Below are 20,445 nucleotides of genomic sequence, written 5' to 3' on the forward strand. Positions count from 1 at the left end.
GGCGCCGCCGCTTAGACGGTCTTCGGCTTGGCTTCCTCGCGGCGGTTGTAGCCGGCCACCATGTCGAAGCGGAACAGGCGGCATTCCAGCGCGCCGTTGAAGAACGGCGTCTTGCGCGCCTCCTTCAGGCGCAGCAGGCGCGGCAGGCCCAGGTCGGCGGTGAACAGGAACACGGTCCAGCCGGCGAAGCGCTGCTTGAGCGTGGTGCCCAGCGCCGAGTAGAAGGTGGTGGCCAGCTCGTCCTCGGGCAGGCTGCTGTCGCCGCGCACGCCGATCCGCTCGCCGTACGGCGGGTTGGTCAGCAGGATGCCGGGCGCCTCGGTCGGCGCCTTGACCTCCTGCGCCTCGATCTGCTTGAGCGGCACCTCGAACAGGATGCCGGCGCAGCGCAGGTTGTGGCGGGTCATCTCCACCATGTCGCCGGAGATGTCGCTGCCGAAGATGGTCGGCGACTCGGGCAACGGGTTGACCTTGACGGCGGCCTTCATGGCCTGCCACGGCGCCGGGTCGAAGCCGTTGAAGTTCTCGAAGGCGAAGCGGCGCCGCGCGCCCGGCGGGATGCCCTGCACCATCTGGGCGGCCTCGCACAGGATGGTGCCGGAGCCGCACATCGGGTCGAACAGCGGCGTGCCCGGCTTCCAGCCCGACACGCGCAGCAGGCCGGCGGCCAGGTTTTCGCGCAGCGGCGCGTCGCCGGTCTCCTCGCGCCAGCCGCGCTTGAACAGCGCCTCGCCCGAGGTGTCGAGGTAGATGGTGAACTGGCGCGCGTCGAGGAAGCCGACGATGCGCATGTCCGGCGCCTTGGTGTCGACCGAGGGACGCTTGTTGAACTGGTCGCGGAAGCGGTCGCAGACGGCGTCCTTGATCTTCAGCGTGGTGAACTCCAGGCTGCGCAGCGGCGACTTGACGGCGGTGACGTCAACGCGGATGGTGTGGTCGACATCGAACCAGTCTTCCCACGGCTGGGCCAGCACCAGGTCGTAGATGTCGTTCTCGTTCTGGTAGCCGGTGACGGCCATGCGCATCAGCACGCGCGAGGCGATGCGCGAATGCAGGTTGATGCGGTAGGCGTCGTGCAGGTCGCCCGAGCAGTGCACGCCGCCGGGAACCTGGTTGTGCACCTTCAGGCTGGTGCTGTCCTGGGCGATCTCGCCGAGTTCCTCGGCCAACGCCGCTTCCATGCCGCGCGGGCATGGGCAAAAATATGAAGCCATGGTGTACCTTTTATCCGTTAAAAAACAAACACTAAAAATCAATTCGGGTGAAACACATCGGGTGGAACAGACTACTTGGCCAGGGCCCGCTCGAGGAAGTCGAGGCGGTCCTGGCCCCAGAAGCTCTCGCCCTGGTAGACGTACCACGGCGCGCCGAACACGCTGGCGGCGCTGGCGTCGTCGGTGTTGCGATCATACTCCGCCTGCACGCTGGCCGTGTCGACCGACTTGAGCAGCATGCGGCCCTCGAGGCCGAGGCCGTTGGCGATCTGCGCCAGCGTCTCCTCGTCGCCGATGTTCTTCTCCTCGGCCCACAGGCCGCGCATGATGGCGCCGCTCAGCTGCAAGGCCGTGTCGACGCCCAGCGCCAGCCGGGTGGCGATGATCAGCCGCGCCGCCAGGTCGGGCGAGACGGGGAAGAACTTCGGCTGCACGTTCAGCGGCAGGTCCAGGAACGCCGCCCAGCGCGCCAGCTCGGTCAGGCGGTAGGCCTGGCGCTGCGGCGCGCGCTTGGCCAGCGGCAGGCCGCCGGACTGGCCGAACACCTTGCCCAGGTCGAGCGGGCGCAGGTCGATCTGCGCGCCGTGCCGGCGCGCCATGGCGACGAAGCGCTCGTGGCCCAGGTAGCTCCACGGCGAGTGGGGCGCGAAATAATATTGGCAGACTTTAGTCATACGGCCCCGCTCAGAAAGGTTTGACCACGACCAGCACGACGATGGCCAGCAGCATGAACACCGGCAGCTCGTTGAACACGCGGAACCACTTGTGGCTGCGCTGGTTGGCGCCGTTCTCGAACTTGCGCAGCAGCGAGCCGCAGGCGTGGTGGTAGCCGATCACCAGCAGCACGACGAACAGCTTGGCGTGCATCCAGCCGGGCATCTTGAAGCCGTCCGGGCCGCCGCCGTACTGCAGCCACAGCAGGGCGAAGCCGAGCAGCACGGCCGGCACCGACAGCAGCGTGGTGAAACGGTACAGCTTGCGCGCCATCAGCAGCAGGCGTTCGGTGGTCACCGTCTCGTTCTCCATCGCCAGGTTGACGAACAGCCGTGGCAGGTAGAACAGCCCGGAAAACCAGGACGTGATGAAGAGGATGTGCAACGCTTTAATCCAAAGCATATATTAAATTTCCCGTAATATTTCAAGCAGTTTTTCTTCAAAAACATCAAACGATAGCAGCCCGCGCAGAGCGGAGAAATCAGTGGTCCTTTGCGCGACAAGAGCTCGTTGGCGTGCGGGGCTAAACTTGCTGAGCGCACGCCCCGACTTCCCCGAGGCCGCGATCAACGCGTCAAAAAGAACACGCTTGGGGTCGTTCACGGTCTCCCAGTTTCTCTTGGCAGGCAAATTGAGTGGTGCGCGGCCGGCCCGGTTTTCAGCGGCGGAGCGAATCGCAAGTTCGTCAGACAAAAGCCAAGCCTCCGTCATTCGGATGGGAACAATTGGCACGTACTTGACATGTAAATCACGAGTGACGGCGTCGATTTCATCCATCCTTCGCTGCAGGGGTTCACCTTCCGCATCGCGATGAACAAACAATATATCGCAAGGAAATAGCCTTATGGCCTGAGGAACTCTTGCTGCGAGCGCTAGTCCGACAGTGCCCATATCCTTGGCCAATTCACCGATCAAACCAATCTCTGGACGATGCTGGGCGACCAGCCATTCTATGATCGGTTTTAATGCAACATCAGAACTTCCATCAGTCACCAGCGTGTATCTTATTGTCTTCATCCCCGATCAATTCAGTTGCAAATCAAACTGATGACGGAACTCCTGCATGACATTAGCCTTTCCAATAACCGTTTTCTCGTTCGGATCATCCTCCGCCAAGTAAGCCAGCAATGCGCCAAATGCGACAGCATGAACGTTTCCGCCAGACTCATTCGTCATTTTTTCACGCCAAGTCCCAATCAACGGACTAAAAGTAGATAAGGACGCTCCATCCCGGCGACTAACCTGCGAAACTATTACTTCCTCTGTTTGCAATCGTTGAATCACCAATGGCGAATGCGTATTAATTATTATTTGACGCAACGGGTTATCAGGACTAATTTGACTATCCAAATCGACGACCATTTGCCTCAACAGCTCAACGATTGCCGGGATACGCGCCGGATGAATGCCATTCTCTGGCTCCTCCAAGCAAATGACACCACCAAAAGCTGGGTCGGCACCAATAATAGAAAGAGCAAGAAAGCGCAAGGTGCCATCGGACAGAGAGCGGGCCTCATGTCGAATTCCACTTGTAGTTTCCAACAACAGCGTCTTTAGTTGTCGTTTTTCATCGATATCAACGAAGACATTCGCCACGTCCGGTAGCAAGTTCGATAACTGGCTGGCGATCTCTTCATTTTTCTTTAACCTATCAAGCGCTGCCGGCAAGTGTTCACCAGCCGCCGATACGGTGCTGGCGGCCGAAAAATCATCTGGCTTTCGCAATGAGCTAGACTCCAATTGTAGGAGAACCCATGACTGCATTTCGCGACGCGCAGCTAGAGCAGTAGGTCTATCAATGGTATTTATGTTGCTCAGCACCGTACGTCCAGCTTTGGCGATAGGGATGCTAATTGGCTGGCCAGCGGTCTGATCTTGACGGATTTTCACCACGCCAACGGCATTATCATCCATGTAGATGAAGTCATTTTTACTGGTGCCGTAGTACGCAGAATTGAAAAAATCTTTCGACATTTCAAACCCCAACTCGCGACGCGCCTCACCCTTTTGAATAAATCCCAAAGATTCAGACGCGAGCTCGATTCCCTCCGGGGAGGTGCCGGAAGCCGGAATGTACTTCAGCGCAAGCTTATAGCGAAGATAGGTAACTTTTGCCTTAGCCTCCCGCCCGAAATCATCTACTACTGTTTTATCCACCAAAAAATCAGCTTCAAACTCCATCAATTCTGCCTGGTGGGTGGCCGTCTTTGTGAACAAAGAAGAGATATTTACGCGCTGCCGCCCACTGTTCCTGATTTGCGTCGCGGCCTCAATAATTGGGGCATCCGCCAAGTACTTCAGAAACAATATCGCATCGAATAGATTTGATTTTCCAACGCCGTTTACGCCCGCAATACATGTCAGCGGGCCAAAACGAACCTCGACATCCTCAAGACTTTTAAAGCCCTTCACCCGCAGTCGCGTAAGCATAGTTGCCCCCTAGGAACGCACTTCACCATGGCCGAACACCACATATTTTAACGAGGTTAACCCCTCCAGCCCGACCGGGCCGCGGGCGTGCAGCTTGTCGTTGGAGATGCCGATCTCGGCGCCCAGGCCGTATTCGAAGCCGTCGGCGAAGCGGGTCGAGGCGTTGACCATCACCGAGGCCGAGTCGACCTCGCGCAGGAAGCGCATGGCGTCGCTGTAGTTCTCGGTGACGATGGCCTCGGTGTGCTTGGACGAGTAGCGGTTGATGTGGTCCATCGCCTCGTCCATGTCGGCCACCACCTTCACCGCCAGGATAGGCGCCAGGTATTCGGTGGACCAGTCCTCCTCGGTGGCGGCGGCCAGCTGCGGGTAGCCGGCCAGGATGGCCTGCGCCTCGGCGTCGGCGCGCAGCTCGACCTGCTGGCCGGCGTAGCGCTCGGCCAGCAGCGGCAGCACGGTCGGCGCGACGGCGCGCGCCACCAGCAGCGTTTCCATGGTGTTGCAGGTGCCGTAGCGGTGGCACTTGGCGTTGAAGCCGATCTCGACCGCCTTCTGCAGGTCGGCCTGGGCGTCGATGTAGACGTGGCAGATGCCGTCCAGGTGCTTGATCATCGGCACGGTGGCCTCCTCCATCAGGCGCGCGATCAAGCCCTTGCCGCCGCGCGGCACGATGACGTCGACGTACTGCGGCATGGTGATCAGGGCGCCGACGGCGGCGCGGTCGGTGGTGTCGACCACTTGGACCGCATCGGCCGGAAGGCCTGCCCCCAGCAGGCCTTCCTTGACCAGCTTGGCCAGCGCGCGGTTGCAGTGGATCGCCTCGGAGCCGCCGCGCAGGATGGTGGCGTTGCCGCTCTTGATGCACAGGCCGGCGGCGTCCACCGTGACGTTGGGACGCGACTCGTAGATGATGCCGATCACGCCCAGCGGCACGCGCATCTGGCCGACCTGGATGCCGGACGGGCGGAACTTCAAGCCGGAGATCTCGCCGATCGGGTCGGCCAGGGCGACGATCTGGCGCAGGCCCTCGACCATGGTGTCGATGGCCTTGTCGGACAGGGCCAGGCGGTCGAGCATGGCCGGCGCCAGGCCGGCGGCGCGGGCGCTGTCCATGTCCTGCTGGTTGGCGGCGCGCAGCAGCGCGCTGTCGCGCACGATGGCGTCGGCGATCAGCGACAGCGCGCGGTTGCGCGTGGCGCTGTCGGCCCGGGCCATGGCGCGCGAGGCGGCCCGCGCCCGCTGGCCCACTTGTTCCATGTACTGCTTGATATCGCTTGTCATTGCCTGTCCCTGTGCAGAGTGTTCGTGTCGGTCCGTCGCGCCGGCGGCGGCGGCTAGCCGCGCGCCACCTTCAGCGCCAGTTGCAGCATGGCGTCCCAGGCGTCGCCGGCGAAGGCCTTGGCGCGCAGCCCCTTGATCATCTTGTCGACCTGGGCGGCGTCGCGCATGGCCGCCTCCAGCGTGGCCAGCGGGATGCGGCGCAGCGCCGGGTCCATCATCCGCTCGCGCGGCCCCCAGATGCGGTATTCCTTCAGCAGCGCGCCCAGCGGGCGGCCCTGGGCCATCGCGGCCTTCAATTTTAACAGCGTGCGGATCTCCTCCGACACCGCCCACAGCACCAGCGGCAGCGCCTCGCCCTCGCCCTTCAGGCCCTCGAGCATGCGCACCAGCCGCGCCGGATCGCCGGCCAGCATGGCCTCGCTCAGCTTGAACACGTCGTAGCGCGCCACGTTGAGCACGGCGTCGTGCACCTGCTCGTAGGCCAGCTTGCCCGGCTCGTGCAGCAGGGCCAGCTTCTGGATCTCCTGGTGCGCCGCCAGCAGGTTGCCCTCGACCCGCTCGGCGATGAAGTCGATGCTCTGCCGGTCGGCGCTCTGGCCTTGGGCGGCCAGGCGCTGGCCTATCCAGTTGGGCAGCTGGGCCCGCTCGACCTGCGGGATGTCGATGTAGACGGCGGCCTGCTGCAGCGCCGCCACCCAGGCCGCCTTCTGCGTCTGCCAGTCAAGTTTGGGCAGGGTGATCAGGGTCAGGTTGTCCGGGCTGAGGTCCTTCACATAGGCCTGCAGCGCGGCGCCGCCGTCCTTGCCCGGCTTGCCGGTGGGGATGCGCAGCTCGATCAGCTTCTTGTCGCCGAACAGCGAGAGCGACTGGTTGGCCGCCAGCAGCTCGCCCCATTTGAAGCTGCGCTCGACACTCAGCACGTCGCGCTCCGAATAGCCCTGGGCGCGGGCGGCGCGGCGGATCTTGTCGGCCGCCTCCAGCGCCAGCAGATGTTCGTCGCTGGTGATCACGTACAGCTGGGCCAGCGGTTTCCCGACATGGCCGTCCAGCGCTTCAAGCCGCAATTGCATGCCTCGTCCTCGGTCCTGGTTACTGCTGCGGCGCCGACGCGGGCGCCCGCGCCGGCACGTCCGGCGCCAGCGACATCGCCGCCACCGGCTTGATCGCCGCCATGCGGCGCATCATCTGCTGCACCAGGTCGGACTGCATGTCCTTGTACAGCAGCGCCTCCTCCTGCTCCTTGGCCAGCAGCTGGGTCTCGTTGAAGTCCAGCGCGCGGGTCAGGTTGATCTGCGTCGGGCCGAGCAGCAGGTTGCCCTGCTGGTCGCGCACCTGGAACACGATGGCGTAGGACAGCAGGTACTGGCGCACCCGGCCGCTGGCGTTGAGCGACAGGATCGACTTGCTGCGCGTCTTCTCCGGATCGCTCAGCACCTCGATGATGCCGTCGGCCTCCTTCGGCGTGGCGACGATGGTGGTGCCGCCGTAGGCGCGCACGGTGCGCTTCAGGTCGATCGCCAGCGGCGACGACTCCGGCAGGCCGACGTACAGGGTCGGGAAGGGCAGCAGGTACTGGCTGCCCTGGCCGCGCAGGTGGAAGCCGCAGGCCGACAGCAGCAGCGTCAGCGCCAACAGGGCGCCGCACAGGCCGGCCCGGCGCATCGTCGGGGAGGTGGTGGCCATCGTCTTAGACCACGATGCTGATCAACTTGCCCGGCACCACGATGATCTTCTTCGGCGGCGTCTCGATGTACTTCTGCACCGCCTCGCAGGCCAGCGCGGCGGCCTCGATCGAGGCCTTGTCGGCGCCCTTGGCGACGGTGATGCTGCCGCGCAGTTTGCCGTTCACCTGGATCATCATCTCGATCTCGGCCTGTTCCAGCGCGGCCGGGTCGACCTGCGGCCAGGCGGCGTTGAGCAGGTCGCCGAACACGCCGGCGTAGCCCAGTTCCTGCCACAGCACGTGGGTGATGTGCGGCGCCACCGGATTGAGCAGGCGCAGGAAGATCGAGAAGCCCTCGGCGATCAGCGCGTTCGATTCGGCGCTGTCGTCCAGCTTGGCCGACTCCATCGTGTTGAGCATCTTCATGCAGGCCGAGACGACGGTGTTGTACTGGATGCGTTTCAGGTCGTAGTCGGCCTGCTGCAGGATCTTGTGCAGTTCGCGGCGCAGGGTTTTCTGCGGCTCGGTGGCGACCGGCGCGGCGGCCGACGTCAGCGCGCCGCCGATGCGGCCGGCCTGGGCGTAGCCGTAGGCCCAGACGCGGCGCAGGAAGCGGTTGGCGCCCTCGACGCCGCTGCCCGACCATTCCAGCGTCTGCTCCGGCGGCGAGGCGAACATGGTGAACAGGCGCGCGGTGTCGGCGCCGTACTGTTCGATCTGCGCGGCCGGGTCGATGCCGTTGTTCTTCGACTTCGACATTTTTTCCGTGCCGCCGATGTTGACCAGCTGGCCGTCGCTCTTCAGCGTGGCGCCTTGCGGGCGGCCCTTGTCGTCCAGGGTCAGGTCGATGTCGGCCGGGTTGAACCAGGTCTTCTTGCCGGAGGCCTCCTCGCGGTAGTAGGTCTCGTTGAGCACCATGCCCTGGGTCAGCAGGTTGACGAAGGGCTCGTCGAACTTGACCAGGCCGAAGTCGCGCATGATCTTGGTCCAGAAGCGGGCGTACAGCAGGTGCATGACGGCGTGTTCGATGCCGCCGATGTACTGGTCCATCGGCATCCAGTAGTCGTTGCGCGCGTCGACCATGGCCGCGTTCGAGCCGGGCGAGGTATAGCGCATGTAGTACCACGACGAGTCGACGAAGGTGTCCATGGTGTCGGTCTCGCGGCGGGCCGGCTTGCCGCACTGCGGGCAGTCGCACTTGAGGAAGGCCTCGTGCTTGTTGAGCGGGTTGCCGCTGCCGTCGGGCACGCAGTCCTCCGGCAGCACGACCGGCAGGTCTTTTTCCGGCACCGGCACGGTGCCGCAGTCGGCGCAGTGGATCATCGGGATCGGCGTGCCCCAGTAGCGTTGGCGCGAGATGCCCCAGTCGCGCAGGCGGAAGGTGATCTTCTTCTCGCCCAGGCCCTTGGCGGCCATTTCGGCGGCGACCGCCTCGACGGCGGCGGCGTAGTTCAATCCGTCGAACTGGGCCGAGTTGCAGACCACGGCCTGCTCCTTGTCGCCGTACCACTCCTGCCAGGCCTCGGTGGAGAACTCCTTGCCTTCGGCGGCGATGACCTGCTTGATCGGCAGATGGTATTTTTTGGCGAAGGCGAAGTCGCGCTCGTCGTGGGCCGGCACGCCCATCACGGCGCCGTCGCCGTAGCTCATCAGCACGTAGTTGCCGACCCAGACCTCGACCTGGGCGCCAGTCAACGGATGGGTGACGAACAGGCCGGTCGGCATGCCCTTCTTCTCCATCGTCGCCATGTCGGCCTCGATCACCGAGCCGAGCTTGCACTCGGCGTTGAAGGCGGCCAGCTCGGGGTTGCTCTGCGCGGCGTGCACGGCCAGCGGGTGCTCGGCGGCGACGGCGGCGAAGGTCACGCCCATCACGGTGTCCGGGCGGGTGGTGAAGACGTACATCTTGCCATCGCCGATCAGCGCGCCGGCGGCGTCCTGGATCTGGTGCGGGAAGGCGAAGCGCACGCCGGTCGACTTGCCGATCCAGTTGGTCTGCATGGTGCGCACGCGCTCGGGCCAGCCGGGCAGCTTGGTGTCGACGTATTCCAGCAACTCGTCGGCGTAGTCGGTGATGCGGGCGTAGTACATCGGGATCTCGCGCTTTTCGATCAGCGCGCCGGAACGCCAGCCGCGGCCGTCGACGACCTGCTCGTTGGCCAGCACGGTCTGGTCGACCGGGTCCCAGTTAACGGTGCCGGTCTTCTTGTAGATGATGCCTTTTTCCAGCATCTTGAGGAACATCCACTGGTTCCACTTGTAGTATTCCGGCTTGCAGGCGGTCATTTCACGCGACCAGTCGATCGCCAGGCCCATCGACTCCATCTGCTCGCGCATGTGGGCGATGTTGGAATAGGTCCACTGCGCCGGCGGCACGTTGTTGGCCATCGCCGCGTTCTCGGCCGGCATGCCGAAGGCGTCCCAGCCCATCGGCATCAGCACGTTGTAGCCGTTCATCCGCAGGTAGCGGTACATCACATCATTGATCGTATAGTTGCGCACGTGGCCCATGTGCAGCTTGCCCGAAGGGTAAGGCAGCATCGAGCAAGCGAAATACTTGCCTTTCGGGAAACGCGGGTCGTTCTCGACGGCTTTGTAGGCGTCGATCGCCTTCCAGTGGGATTGGGCGGCTTGTTCGACGTCGGCGGGACTATATTTATCTTGCATGATATGTGCGGCCAGCGTGGGGGCCAAAAGTGAATATGAACCGGACATTATACTGGCTGAATCAGTTGTGTAGCACGCCGGGGCCGGCGGAGTGCTGCATTGCGGCAAAATCGGCGGCGCCCGCCCGGCCCGCGCACCGGGCCGGGCGGTAGAATGGCGGCCATGCTCTATCAGGAATATGCCCCCCATCCGGCGCTGGCGCGCCATGTCGACTGCCTGTGGACCTGCCGCGTGCACGGCCGCGCGCAGGCGGTGTCGCACCGCGTGCTGCCGGACAACTGCGTCGACATCCTGTGGCAGAACCAGCATCCGGACGGCTTCGCCGTCGGCATGATGAGCGGCGCCATCGAGGTCGTCAGCAGCGGCCTGGTGCAGACCGTGGCGGTGCGCTTCAAGCCGGGCGCGGCCGGCCGCTTCCTCGCGCTGCCGCTACACGCGCTGACCGACCAGCGCGCCGGCATGGATGAACTATGGGGGCGTGGCGAGGCGGCGCGCCTGGCCGACGCCCTGTGGACCGACGAGCTGGCCGAGCGCGCCCGCCTGGCCCTGCTCGAGGCGCAGCTGCTGGAGCGGCTGCGGCGCGGCGCCGACGCGGCGCGCGCCAACTCCAGCGAGGCGCTGGTGGCCGCCGCCCTGGCCGCCATAGCCGGCGACGGCGGCGCCGGCCGCATCGCCGGCCTGGCCGAGCGGCTGGGCGTGTCGCGCCAGCACCTGGCGACGCTGTTCCGCACCCGCGTCGGCCTGGCGCCCAAGCTGTACGCGCGCATCTGCCGCTTCCGCCGCGCCACCGAGGCGCTGCGCGGCGGCGCCGCGCCGGACTGGGCGCAACTGGCGCTGGACTGCGGCTACTTCGACCAGTCCCACCTGATCCACGACTTCCAGGAGTTCGCCGGCCGCGCGCCGGAACGCTTCCTGGCGGCCGACTGAGCTTCCATTTTTCCAATCGCCCCGGCCGGCGGCGTGGCAAGATGCTGTTTTCCAAACAACCTCAGGAGAGCAACATGATCAAAGGCTTGCGCGCGGTGATGTACCCGGTGCCGGACATGCAACAGGGCAAGGCCTGGTACAGCCAGGTGCTCGGCGTGGCGCCCTACTTCGACCAGCCGTTCTACATCGGCTTCGCCGTCGGCGGCTTCGAACTGGGCCTGTTCCCCGATGGCCAGCCCGGCATCAGCGGCAACCGCGCCCACTGGGGCGTCGACAAGATCGAGGACGAGGTGGAGCGCATCGTCGCGCTGGGCGCCACCGTGTTCTCGGCGGTGCAGGACGTCGGCCAGGGCATCAAGGTGGCCGAGCTGCTCGACCCCTACGGCAACATCTTCGGCCTGATCGAGAACCCGCTGTTCGACCCCAAGGCGATTAACTAGGGTCGACTGTACGCCGCCCGTCCGTTCGTGATAATATACGTTTCATATATAAACCGTATAGAGGGCGCACGAGATGGGCATAGTAAAGATTTCCGACCAGATGCACGAGAACCTGCGCATCGCCAGCGGCGCGCTGAGTCGTTCGATGAACGCCCAGGCCGAGCACTGGCTGCGCATCGGCCTGCTGGCCGAGACCAACCCCGACCTGCGCTACAGCGACATCTGCCAGCTGCTGCTGCGCGCCGCGCAGGACGGCGGCGTGCACCTGCCGGGCGCCGCCAACGACGCCTCCAGCGTCAACCCGGCCGCCCTGGCCGCCGCCGTGCAAGTACTGGGAGGCGTCCATGAGCAAGCGTAAGAAGGACCTGTCCATCCTCATCAAGAGCCCGGCGCAGATCGAGATGGCGCGCGTGGCCGCCGAGCTGGCCGCCGACGTGCTGACCTTCATCGAGCCGCACGTCAAGGCCGGCGTCAGCACCGAGTATCTGGACCAGCTGTGCAACGACTACATCGTCAACACGCAGAAGGTGATTCCGGCCAACGTCGGCTACGGCGGCTTCCCCAAGACCGTCTGCACCTCGGTCAACCAAGTGGTCTGCCACGGCATTCCGGCGCCCGACCAGATCCTGGTCGACGGCGACATCATCAACATCGACGTCGCCGTCATCAAGGACGGCTGGCACGGCGACACCAGCCGCATGTACGTGGTCGGCACGGCCAGCAAGGCGGCGCAGAAGCTGATCGACACCACCTTCGCGGCGATGTGGGCCGGCATCCGCGCGGTGCGCCCCGGCGCCACGTTGGGCGACGTCGGCCACGCCATCCAGACGGTGGCCGAGAAGGCCGGCTACAGCGTGGTGCGCGACTATTGCGGCCACGGCATCGGCATGGTCTACCACGAGGAGCCGCAGGTGACCCACTACGGCAAGCCGAGCCAGGGCCTGGTGTTGAAGCCGGGCATGCTGTTCACCATCGAGCCGATGATCAACGCCGGCCGCGCCGCGACGGTCGAGCTGGACGACGAGTGGACCGTGGAGACGCGCGACGGCAGCCTGTCGGCGCAGTGGGAGCACATGGTGGCGGTGACCGAGACCGGCTACGAGGTGTTGTCGCTGATCGCCAGCGAGCGCAAGGCGGCGGTCCAGCCGGCGGCGCCGGCGCAGGTGCAAGCCGAGGCCTGATGCAATCATTTGCGCCGCGTCCTACCCGCCGATTTGCTTGCAGGACTTGCGCAAGCGGGTCTTGACCAAGTGCGCGGCAATTGGCCATGCCAGGGAGCTGGCAATGGCCGCAAACTCTGTTGGATTCATGCTCCAACGAGCGCTGATTGTGCGGCCCAACGTGAAAGTGAGGGGCGGCCGGAGCGCAGCCTAGGGAACCACAAGCGCAGCTTGTGGCCGTCCCTCTCGACTGCGGTGTTGTGTGGCATTACTCGTAGGCCGCCAGCGTGTTGAAAATTTCCTGTGACAGAGCTTCAAATTGACTGTGAATGGACTCCGATAGCTTTGTTGAACTATCAAAGTCTGGGGCCAAAAGTAGAGGAGCTTCGAAAATTGAATACTCTGGCATTGCCTCCTCATTGACCCACTTCACTTCTTTTAGTTTTCTCCAGTAGAGAATCTGTACATCCTTTGTTTGCCCAAGAAGCCACAGCTCAAAGTTGGCATTTTTATGGTTGAAAACAATCGCAAGTTTGAGTTTTTTCCTCTTGAGATAGTCATTTTGCAAGTAGAAGTATGTGAAATCTATATAGCCATGTAGCACATTCGCAACCAAGAATTCACTTTTGTATTTCTTTGAGAATTCAGTTCTTAGATTTTGAACAATACCAACTAGATCTTGATAGGTCTTTTGGAGTTCTCCACTGGAGAATGCGGTTTTGTAAGCTGCTACACGTGCATTCAGACTTTTGCTCGGCATCCCCCATTCCCTCCAAATTCAACTGACACCTAGCGCAGCACCAGCTTGAGGGCCGGCTTCTCGCCGTAGTCCTCGTAGCGCTCGTTGATGCCGGCCACGCAATACGTGACCTCCTCCAGAATATCCGGCACGGCGGCGCGCATCGCCTCGGCGCCGTCGATGACGATCTCCAACACCTCGTTCGGTTTCAGGCGGAACTTGCTCATGCCGTCCTCGTCGCGCAGGTAGCTGAGGCAGTCGACCCAGGCGTCCATGCTGTTGCCGTAGGTGTCGGGGAAGCCCATCGCCGTCTTGCACTGCGCGTGGAAGGTGGGGAAGTCGACGATCGCTGCGCCATTCAATTGTGCTGTAGCCATTATTTTTTCTCTTGTTGGTTGGGGTCGGTGACGAAGCTCAGCTTGTTCAGGCCGCGCCCTTGCGCCGCCGCCATCACCTGCGCGACGACCTCGTAGCGGGTGTCCTTGTCGGCGCGCAGCTGCAGCTCGGGCTGCGGCTGCAGCGCGGCCGCCGCCAGCAGGCGGGCGTCCAGGGCGGGCAGGGCCAGCGCCTCGTCGTTCCAGTAGATGTGTCCCTTGGCGTCGATCGCCAGCGTCACGCTGGCGGCCGGCGGCGCCGGCTGCGCCTGCGCCTGGGCGCGCGGCAGCTCGAGCTTGACGGCGCTGGTGAACATCGGCGCGCTGAGGATGAAGATCACCAGCAACACCAGCATCACGTCGACCATCGGCGTGACGTTGATGTCGGCCATCGGGCCCTGCTGGCGGTGGTGGTTGAAGGCGCCGAATGCCATGTGCGCTCCGTTTAGTGGCGCAGGCGCTCGCCGCTGCTCAGGTAGGCGTGCAGGTCGTGCGCGAAGGCGTCCAGCTCGGCCAGGGTGAGCCGGTTGACGCGGTTGAATCCATTGTAGGCCAGCACCGCCGGAATCGCCACCGTCAGGCCGATGGCGGTCATGATCAGCGCCTCGCCGACCGGGCCGGCGACCTTGTCGATCTGCACCGCGCCGGCCGCCGAGACGTTGGCCAGCGCGTGGTAGATGCCCCACACCGTGCCCAGCAGGCCGATGAAGGGCGCCGTGGCGCCGATCGAGGCGAGCAGGGTCAGGCCGGACTCGAGCCGCGCCGTGCTGTGGTGGATGGCGGCGCGCAGCACGCGGGTGACCTGCTCGGCATGGCCGAGCTCGCCGCCTATCGACGGCCGGCCGGCCGCCATCAGCTGGGCCGCGCCCTGCCGCGCCAGCGGCGCGTAGATGTCCTCCGGGTCGGCCAGGACCAGGCCGGCGACGCCGTCGTGCATGGTCGGCGCGTCCCAAAAGGCCTGCAACGCCGGCGCGCTGCGCCGCACGCGCCAGGCCGCCAGCGACTTGGAGAGGATGAAGTACCAGCTCAGCAGCGACATCGCCAGCAACAGGTAGGCGACGGCGTGGCTGATGGCGTCGCCCTGCTGCCAGTAGCTCGCCAGACTGAAGTGGTTAGCGGCGGTGGCGCCCATGTCGGTCGGCGATCAGGCGCCGGCCGGCGTGTTGAGCGACAACACGTCGTTCATGTCGAACAGGCCGTTCGGCTTGTCCGCCAGGAAACGCGCGGCGCGCAGCGCGCCGTGGGCGTAGGTGATGCGGCTGCTCGACTTGTGGCTGATCTCGATGCGCTCGCCGGTGCCGGCGAACAACACCGTGTGGTCGCCGACGATGTCGCCGCCACGGATGGTGGCGAAGCCGATCGACGAGGGGTCGCGCTCGCCGGTGATGCCTTCGCGGCTGTAGACGGCGCAGTCCTTCAGGTCGCGGCCCAGCGCGCCGGCCAGCACTTCGCCCATCTTCAGCGCGGTGCCGGACGGGGCGTCGACCTTGTGGCGGTGGTGTGCCTCGATGACCTCGATGTCGTAGCCGGTGGCCAGGCTCTTCGCCGCCAGTTCGAGCAGCTTGAGGGTGACGTTGACGCCGACGCTCATGTTGGGCGACAGCATGATGGCGGTCTTCTTGGCCGCCTCGGCGATGGCGGCCTTGCCGGCCTCGTCGAAGCCGGTGGTGCCGATGATCATCTTGATGCCGTGCTCGGCGCAATAGGCGACGTGCTCCAGCGTGCCCTCGGGGCGGGTGAAGTCGATCAGGAAGGCGGCGTCCGCCAGGCCCTTGGCCAGCTCGGACTCGATCAGCACGCCGGTCGGCTTGCCGAGGAAGGCGGCGGCGTCGCTGCCGGCGCCGGGGGCGGCGGCCACGTCGAGGGCGCCGGCCAGGCGCGCGTCGGGCGCGGCCAGGATGGCTTCGATCAGCATGCGGCCCATGCGGCCGCCGGCGCCGGCGACGGCGATGTTCAGTTCAGTCATGGCTTAGTCCTTGTTCTTGATGACCGGCGTCACCTCGACAGGGCGGGCGGCGGCGTTGTCGTTACCGGCGGGCAGCGGCGCGCTGCTCGGCGCCGGCTGCAGCGCGGGCGCGTTCGGGTTTTTCAGCACCGGCGCGGGGCCGGCGATGCGGGCGATGTATTCCTTCTCGGTCGGCAGGTTGCCGCCCTCGAAGCGGTCGACCTTGCCGTCCTTGAAGAACACCACGACGCGGCTGCTGGTCACCTCGCCGTTGCCCTTGGCCAGGCGGAAGGGATAGTCCCAGCGGTCGGCGTGGAAGATGTCGGTCAGCAGCGCGGTGCCGAAGATGAAGCGGACCTGGTCGCGCGTCATGCCGACCTTCAACTGGGCGAGCATCTCCTCGGAGACGAAGTTGCCCTGTTGAATGTCGGGCCGATAGGGCGAGAAGAACCACATGAACTTCTGCAACTTGGTGATATTGGTGGTCTGCGCGCCGCTGGCCGGGGCGACGCTGGCGCTCTCCTGCTGGGCGGCGGCCGGCTTCTCGCCGAGCACGGTGCGGCTGGCGCAACCCGTGACGGCAACGGCGGCCAGCGCGACGCACACGGCGCCCGTCAAGCGGGGCGCGCGCTGTGTAAGACGGTGCAACAAAGACTGCGATAAAGCCTGGGTGACGCGCATAAGTGTCCTCAATTGGATTGAGCAGAAGTGCCAAAACGCTATATCATAAAGCACATGAACCAGAATAGAGTAACAAACATGAGTAACAATCCCTCCGACCTGAAGGCCAGCGGCCTGAAAGCCACCCTGCCGCGGCTGAAGATCCTCGACATCTTCCAGAGCAGCCCGGTACGCCATTTGACCGCCGAAGACGTGTATAAGATCCTGTTGGCCGACAATATGGACGTCGGCCTGGCCACCGTCTACCGCGTGCTGACCCAGTTCGAACAAGCCGGCTTGCTCAACCGCAACCATTTCGAGACGGGCAAGGCGATCTTCGAACTCAACGAGGGTTCCCACCACGACCACCTGGTGTGCCTGGACTGCGGCCGCGTCGAGGAGTTTTTCGACGCCGAGATCGAGCAGCGCCAGCAGATGATCGCCAAGGAGCGCGGCTTCCACATCGCCGAGCACGCGCTGGCGATCTATGGCAATTGCGTCAAGACGGCCTGCCCGCACAAGGCCTAAGCCGCTTCAAACAGGACGCCCGGCCGCACGGCCGGGGCCGCGTCAATGCTGGCTCAGCGCGTTCGACAACAACTTGGCGGTGATGTCGACGATCGGGATCACCCGCTCGTAGGCCATGCGGGTCGGGCCGATCACCCCCAGCGTGCCGACGATCTTGCCGTTGGCCGCGTAGGGCGCCGTCACCACGCTCATCTCGTCCATCGGCACCAGGTTGGACTCGCCGCCGATGTAGATCTGCACGCCGCTGGCCTTGCTCGAGACGTCGAGCAGCTGCATCAGCCCGGTCTTCTGCTCGAACATGTCGAACATCTGCCGCAGCGAGCTCATGTTGGACGACAGGTCGCTCACCGACAGCAGGTTGCGCTCGCCGGCGATGACCATGTCGTCGGAGCTGTCGGCCATCGCCTCGCTGCCGGCCTCGACGGCCGCCTGCATCAGCCGGCCCATGTCGTCGCGCAGCTGGCGCAGCTCGGCCTGCATGCGCGTGCGCACCTCGTCGAAGCCCAGGCCGCCATAGTTCTGGTTGATGTAGTTGGCCGACTGCACCAGCTGGGCCGGCGTGTAGTCGACGTCGGTCAGCAGCAGGCGGTTCTGCACGTCGCCGGTGGGGCCGACGATGACCAGCAGGATGCGCTTCTCGGACAAACGCAAAAACTCGATCTGCTGGAACACCGATTCGCGCCGCGGGCTCAGCACCACGCCGGCGAACTGCGACAGCGACGACAACATCTGCGCCGCGTTGGCGATCATCTTCTGCGGCTGCGGCGCCTGCAGGCGCATGCGGCCCTCGACGGCGTGCTCGTCGAAGTGCTGCACGGTCAGCAGGGTGTCGACGAAGATGCGGTAGCCGCGCGGCGTCGGCACCCGGCCGGCCGAGGTGTGCGGGCTGGCCACGTAGCCCATCTCCTCGAGGTCGGCCATGATGTTGCGGATCGTCGCCGGCGACAGGTCGAGGCCGGAGATCTTCGAGAGCGCGCGCGAACCGACCGGCTGGCCGTCGGCGATGTAACGCTCGACCAGGGCTTTGAGCAGGGTTTGGGCACGGGTGTCGAGTTGCATGGTTCTGTGTGCGGCGGCTAGGTTGCTAGCAAGTTGCTAACGAGTGGTATCGGGTGTTGCCCGGAGGATTCGAGGGCGGTGTTCTTATTATGCACGCTTGACGGCGGTGCTGGGCATCATTCTTCCAGCTGGCGCTCGATCCAGTGGCGAACTTCGTCAAAACTACTGCAGATGGCGTCCGGCACCACGCCGGCGGCCAGGTGGGCGTCGCCGCCGTGGCGGTTCAACCAGACGGCGCGCAGGCCGGCGCCCTGGGCGCCGACCACGTCGAGCCGCAGGTCGTCGCCGACGTAGACGGCCTGCTGCGGCGCCACGCCGAGCGTGGCGCAGGCGGCCAGGAAGATCGCCGGGTCCGGCTTGCCACGGCCGAAATGGCAGGCCGCCAGGCTGACCTCGAAATGCTGCTCCAGGCCGATCGCCGCCAGGTCGCCGTTGCCGTTGCTGATGGTGCCCAGGCGCAGCCGCTGCTTCAGCCGCAGCAGGCCGGGCAGCACGTCGTCGTAGGGCACCACCTCGTTGCGGGCGGCCAGGAAGTGGCGCATCGCCGCCTCGACATGGAGCGCGTCCTCGCCGGCCTCGGCGAAGGCGGCCAGCAGGCCGGCGCGGCGCACCGCGCTCAGGTCGATGGCCAGCTCGGGCTGGCGGCGCAGCAGCTCCATGCGGCGCTCGCGCAGCTGCTCGATGGAAAAGCGCCGCGCCACCTTGGGCGCGTGCTGGCCCAGCCAGGCGTGCAGCGTCAGCTCGGCGCGGGCGATGACGGGGCCGATCGGCCACAAGGTGTCGTCGAGGTCGAACAGGACGGCCAAGGGACGGACGGCGGCGGGCGGGACGGCGGTGGTGGACATGGCATGGGCGATGGTGGTGGAGAAAGTATTGTCGCACTTCCCGCGCCGGCGCGCCGCCAGCCTTTGCGGCAATATTTCCCCGAATGCATGGCGGAGCGTGCCAGCGGGGCGCTTCGCGGCTATCATACGTGGCTGTCATACTGCCTTGCCCCAGGAGTGAAAGCCATGCCCTACGCCCTTGCCGCCGCGCGCGCCGCCGCGCCGCCATCGTTGTTGCCGCCCGCCCTACTCGCCTTGTCGGCGCTGCTGACCGGCTGCGCCGGCCTGGCGCCGCCCGCCGCGCCGGGCGGCGCCGAGGAATTCGCCAGCTTCGTCGTGCTGGGGCCGGAGGGCGCCGCCGTGGCCCGCGTGCTGACCGCCGCGCCGGCCTGCCCGGCCATCGAACTGGACGGCCGCACACTGCCGATGACGCTGCGCGCGCCGGCCGCCACGCTGGCGCCGCGCCGGGCCGACACCAAGGCGGCGGGCTCGGCGCTGGCCAAGGCGGATGCCACAGCCGTGGCCAAGGCCGTGGCCAAGGCCGTGGCCAAGGCCGTGGCCTTCCCGGTGCTCAGCTGCGAGGCGGCGCTGCCGGCCGGCACCGCCAGCGCCAGCGTGCTGGGCCGCGCCCTGCCGCTGCCGCGCGGCGAAGCGCGCCGCATCGTCGTCATCGGCGACACCGGCTGCCGCCTCAAGCGCAGCGACGACGGCGACAGCTACCAGGCCTGCAACGACGCCGAGCAATACCCCTTCGCCACGGTGGCGGCCGCCGCCGCCGCCTGGCGCCCCGAGCTGGTGGTCCACGTCGGCGACTACCACTACCGCGAACACCCCTGCCCGGCCGGCAACGCCGGCTGCGCCGGCAGCCCCTGGGGCTACGGCTGGGACGCCTGGAACGCCGACTTCTTCGCACCCGGCGCGGCGCTGCTGCGGGCGGCGCCGTGGGTGGTGGCGCGCGGCAACCACGAGTCCTGCGAGCGCGCCGGCCAGGGCTGGTGGCGCCTGCTCGACCCGCGCCCGCTGCTGCCGGGGCGCGACTGCAACGCCACGGCCGACGACGCCGTCGGCGACTACAGCGAACCCTACGCCGTGCCGCTCGGCCAGGACACCCAGCTGCTGGTGCTCGACACGGCCGCCACCTCGTGGCGCGGGCTCAAGCCGGACTCGCTCGGCTACCGCCGCTACCAGGACGCCTACCGCCAGCTCGACGCGCTGGCGCGCCGCGCCAGCCGCAACATCGGCGTCAACCACCATCCGCTGCTCGGCTTCGGCGCCGAGCGCGGCGCCGACGGCGCCATCGTCCTGCGGCCGGGCGACGCCGGCCTGCAGCAGGCCTTCGGCGCGCTCAACCCGCTGCTGCTGCCCGAGCGCATCCAGACCATGCTGTCGGGCCATGTCCACCTGTGGCAGCAGGTCAGCTTTTCCAGCGCCCACCCGAGCCAGTTCATCGCCGGCTTCTCCGGCACCGCCGAGGACGTGGTGCCGCTGCCGGCGCCGCTGCCGCCCGGCGCCAGCCCGGCGCCCGGCGCCGTGGTCGAGCAACTGAGCTCGTGGATAGACGGCTTCGGCTTCATGACCATGGAACGCCAGGGCGCCGAGCAGTGGCTGGTGCGGGTGCACGACCGCCACGGCGTCCTGCGCAACACCTGCCAGATCGACGGCCGCCGCTCGCGCTGCGCGCTGGCCAAGGTCGAATAGCCGGCGCCGGCAATTTCACATGCTGTTACAAGGGTTTGCGTCCGGGCATTAGCAAATGCACTAAAATATGCGCCAATTCCGTGTAGCATACGGTCTCCCGCCGGCGCCCACGCGCGCCGTGC

Annotated in this window: 23 protein-coding genes; 6 read left to right on the forward strand and 17 right to left on the reverse strand. The window is 65.7% G+C overall.

Annotated features, from left to right (window positions below; genetic code table 11):
• Positions 1 to 11: 11 nt before the first annotated feature.
• The 9 genes from BM252_RS17910 to leuS all read right to left on the reverse strand — a co-directional run bounded on the left by BM252_RS17910 (position 12) and on the right by leuS (position 9,969).
• The gene (locus tag BM252_RS17910) at positions 12 to 1,214 is read right to left on the reverse strand and encodes a THUMP domain-containing class I SAM-dependent RNA methyltransferase (protein WP_425442336.1); all 1,203 of its coding nucleotides are present in this window, start codon (positions 1,212 to 1,214) and stop codon (positions 12 to 14) included.
• A 71-nt stretch (positions 1,215 to 1,285) separates the two neighbouring features.
• Positions 1,286 to 1,888, reverse strand: a complete 603-nt coding sequence (locus BM252_RS17915; protein WP_093389037.1) for a 2-hydroxychromene-2-carboxylate isomerase — start codon at positions 1,886 to 1,888, stop codon at positions 1,286 to 1,288.
• A gap of 10 nt (positions 1,889 to 1,898) precedes the next feature.
• Positions 1,899 to 2,330: a CopD family protein gene (locus BM252_RS17920; protein WP_093389038.1), complete on the reverse strand. Its 432-nt coding sequence runs from the start codon at positions 2,328 to 2,330 to the stop codon at positions 1,899 to 1,901.
• A 3-nt stretch (positions 2,331 to 2,333) separates the two neighbouring features.
• On the reverse strand, positions 2,334 to 2,945 hold the full coding sequence (locus tag BM252_RS30275; RefSeq protein WP_139236589.1) for a hypothetical protein: 612 nt from the start codon (positions 2,943 to 2,945) through the stop codon (positions 2,334 to 2,336).
• A gap of 6 nt (positions 2,946 to 2,951) precedes the next feature.
• Positions 2,952 to 4,358, reverse strand: a complete 1,407-nt coding sequence (locus BM252_RS17925) for an AAA family ATPase (RefSeq protein WP_093389039.1) — start codon at positions 4,356 to 4,358, stop codon at positions 2,952 to 2,954.
• Positions 4,359 to 4,367: 9 nt separating this feature from the next.
• Positions 4,368 to 5,639, reverse strand: a complete 1,272-nt coding sequence (locus BM252_RS17930; protein ID WP_093389040.1) for a glutamate-5-semialdehyde dehydrogenase — start codon at positions 5,637 to 5,639, stop codon at positions 4,368 to 4,370.
• Between the two features lie 53 nt (positions 5,640 to 5,692).
• The gene (holA, locus tag BM252_RS17935; protein WP_093389041.1) at positions 5,693 to 6,709 is read right to left on the reverse strand and encodes a DNA polymerase III subunit delta; all 1,017 of its coding nucleotides are present in this window, start codon (positions 6,707 to 6,709) and stop codon (positions 5,693 to 5,695) included.
• A gap of 19 nt (positions 6,710 to 6,728) precedes the next feature.
• Positions 6,729 to 7,322, reverse strand: a complete 594-nt coding sequence (locus BM252_RS17940) for an LPS-assembly lipoprotein LptE (protein ID WP_093389042.1) — start codon at positions 7,320 to 7,322, stop codon at positions 6,729 to 6,731.
• A gap of 4 nt (positions 7,323 to 7,326) precedes the next feature.
• Complete coding sequence (gene leuS / locus BM252_RS17945; RefSeq protein ID WP_093389159.1) at positions 7,327 to 9,969, reverse strand: leucine--tRNA ligase; 2,643 nt, start codon at positions 9,967 to 9,969, stop codon at positions 7,327 to 7,329.
• A 162-nt stretch (positions 9,970 to 10,131) separates the two neighbouring features.
• Here leuS and BM252_RS17950 point away from each other — a divergent pair, with 162 nt between their 5' ends.
• From BM252_RS17950 to map, 4 genes are all read left to right on the forward strand, one after another.
• Positions 10,132 to 10,896: an AraC family transcriptional regulator gene (locus tag BM252_RS17950; RefSeq protein WP_093389160.1), complete on the forward strand. Its 765-nt coding sequence runs from the start codon at positions 10,132 to 10,134 to the stop codon at positions 10,894 to 10,896.
• Positions 10,897 to 10,970: 74 nt separating this feature from the next.
• Complete coding sequence (locus BM252_RS17955) at positions 10,971 to 11,336, forward strand: VOC family protein (protein WP_093389161.1); 366 nt, start codon at positions 10,971 to 10,973, stop codon at positions 11,334 to 11,336.
• 73 nt (positions 11,337 to 11,409) lie between these two features.
• Positions 11,410 to 11,694, forward strand: a complete 285-nt coding sequence (locus BM252_RS17960; protein ID WP_093389043.1) for a ParD-like family protein — start codon at positions 11,410 to 11,412, stop codon at positions 11,692 to 11,694.
• Between the two features lie 43 nt (positions 11,695 to 11,737).
• The gene (gene map, locus BM252_RS17965; protein WP_245774330.1) at positions 11,738 to 12,517 is read left to right on the forward strand and encodes a type I methionyl aminopeptidase; all 780 of its coding nucleotides are present in this window, start codon (positions 11,738 to 11,740) and stop codon (positions 12,515 to 12,517) included.
• A gap of 247 nt (positions 12,518 to 12,764) precedes the next feature.
• Here map and BM252_RS17970 read toward each other — a convergent pair whose 3' ends face one another.
• The 6 genes from BM252_RS17970 to BM252_RS17995 are packed head-to-tail and all read right to left on the reverse strand — an operon-like array spanning position 12,765 to position 16,235.
• Positions 12,765 to 13,256 (reverse strand): DUF7000 family protein, encoded by a 492-nt coding sequence (locus BM252_RS17970; protein ID WP_093389045.1) that lies wholly within the window; start codon positions 13,254 to 13,256, stop codon positions 12,765 to 12,767.
• Between the two features lie 29 nt (positions 13,257 to 13,285).
• Complete coding sequence (locus BM252_RS17975) at positions 13,286 to 13,612, reverse strand: barstar family protein (protein WP_093389046.1); 327 nt, start codon at positions 13,610 to 13,612, stop codon at positions 13,286 to 13,288.
• A complete protein-coding gene (locus BM252_RS17980; protein ID WP_093389047.1) occupies positions 13,612 to 14,043 on the reverse strand; it encodes an ExbD/TolR family protein in 432 nt (143 codons plus the stop codon). Before BM252_RS17980 ends, BM252_RS17975 begins: the two co-directional genes overlap by 1 nt.
• Before the next feature lie 11 nt (positions 14,044 to 14,054).
• Positions 14,055 to 14,741: a MotA/TolQ/ExbB proton channel family protein gene (locus BM252_RS17985; RefSeq protein ID WP_093389048.1), complete on the reverse strand. Its 687-nt coding sequence runs from the start codon at positions 14,739 to 14,741 to the stop codon at positions 14,055 to 14,057.
• Positions 14,742 to 14,753: 12 nt separating this feature from the next.
• Positions 14,754 to 15,575: a 4-hydroxy-tetrahydrodipicolinate reductase gene (dapB, locus tag BM252_RS17990; RefSeq protein ID WP_093389049.1), complete on the reverse strand. Its 822-nt coding sequence runs from the start codon at positions 15,573 to 15,575 to the stop codon at positions 14,754 to 14,756.
• Positions 15,576 to 15,578: 3 nt separating this feature from the next.
• Positions 15,579 to 16,235, reverse strand: a complete 657-nt coding sequence (locus BM252_RS17995; protein ID WP_093389050.1) for an outer membrane protein assembly factor BamE — start codon at positions 16,233 to 16,235, stop codon at positions 15,579 to 15,581.
• A 78-nt stretch (positions 16,236 to 16,313) separates the two neighbouring features.
• Between BM252_RS17995 and fur the strand changes: the two genes are divergently transcribed.
• The gene (fur, locus tag BM252_RS18000) at positions 16,314 to 16,742 is read left to right on the forward strand and encodes a ferric iron uptake transcriptional regulator (RefSeq protein ID WP_093389051.1); all 429 of its coding nucleotides are present in this window, start codon (positions 16,314 to 16,316) and stop codon (positions 16,740 to 16,742) included.
• Positions 16,743 to 16,784: 42 nt separating this feature from the next.
• Here fur and hrcA read toward each other — a convergent pair whose 3' ends face one another.
• Positions 16,785 to 17,801, reverse strand: coding sequence for a heat-inducible transcriptional repressor HrcA (gene hrcA, locus BM252_RS18005; protein ID WP_093389052.1), 1,017 nt, complete (start codon positions 17,799 to 17,801; stop codon positions 16,785 to 16,787).
• 116 nt (positions 17,802 to 17,917) lie between these two features.
• Positions 17,918 to 18,646 carry an HAD family hydrolase gene (locus tag BM252_RS18010; protein WP_093389162.1) on the reverse strand — a complete coding sequence of 243 codons (729 nt, stop codon included), beginning with the start codon at positions 18,644 to 18,646 and terminating at the stop codon, positions 17,918 to 17,920.
• Between the two features lie 165 nt (positions 18,647 to 18,811).
• On the opposite strand from BM252_RS18010, the gene BM252_RS18015 reads away from it, so the two are divergent.
• Positions 18,812 to 20,323 (forward strand): metallophosphoesterase, encoded by a 1,512-nt coding sequence (locus tag BM252_RS18015; RefSeq protein WP_093389053.1) that lies wholly within the window; start codon positions 18,812 to 18,814, stop codon positions 20,321 to 20,323.
• Positions 20,324 to 20,445 lie beyond the last annotated feature (122 nt).

It is taken from the genome of Rugamonas rubra (assembly GCF_900114705.1).
GTDB classification, from domain to species: domain Bacteria; phylum Pseudomonadota; class Gammaproteobacteria; order Burkholderiales; family Burkholderiaceae_D; genus Rugamonas; species Rugamonas rubra.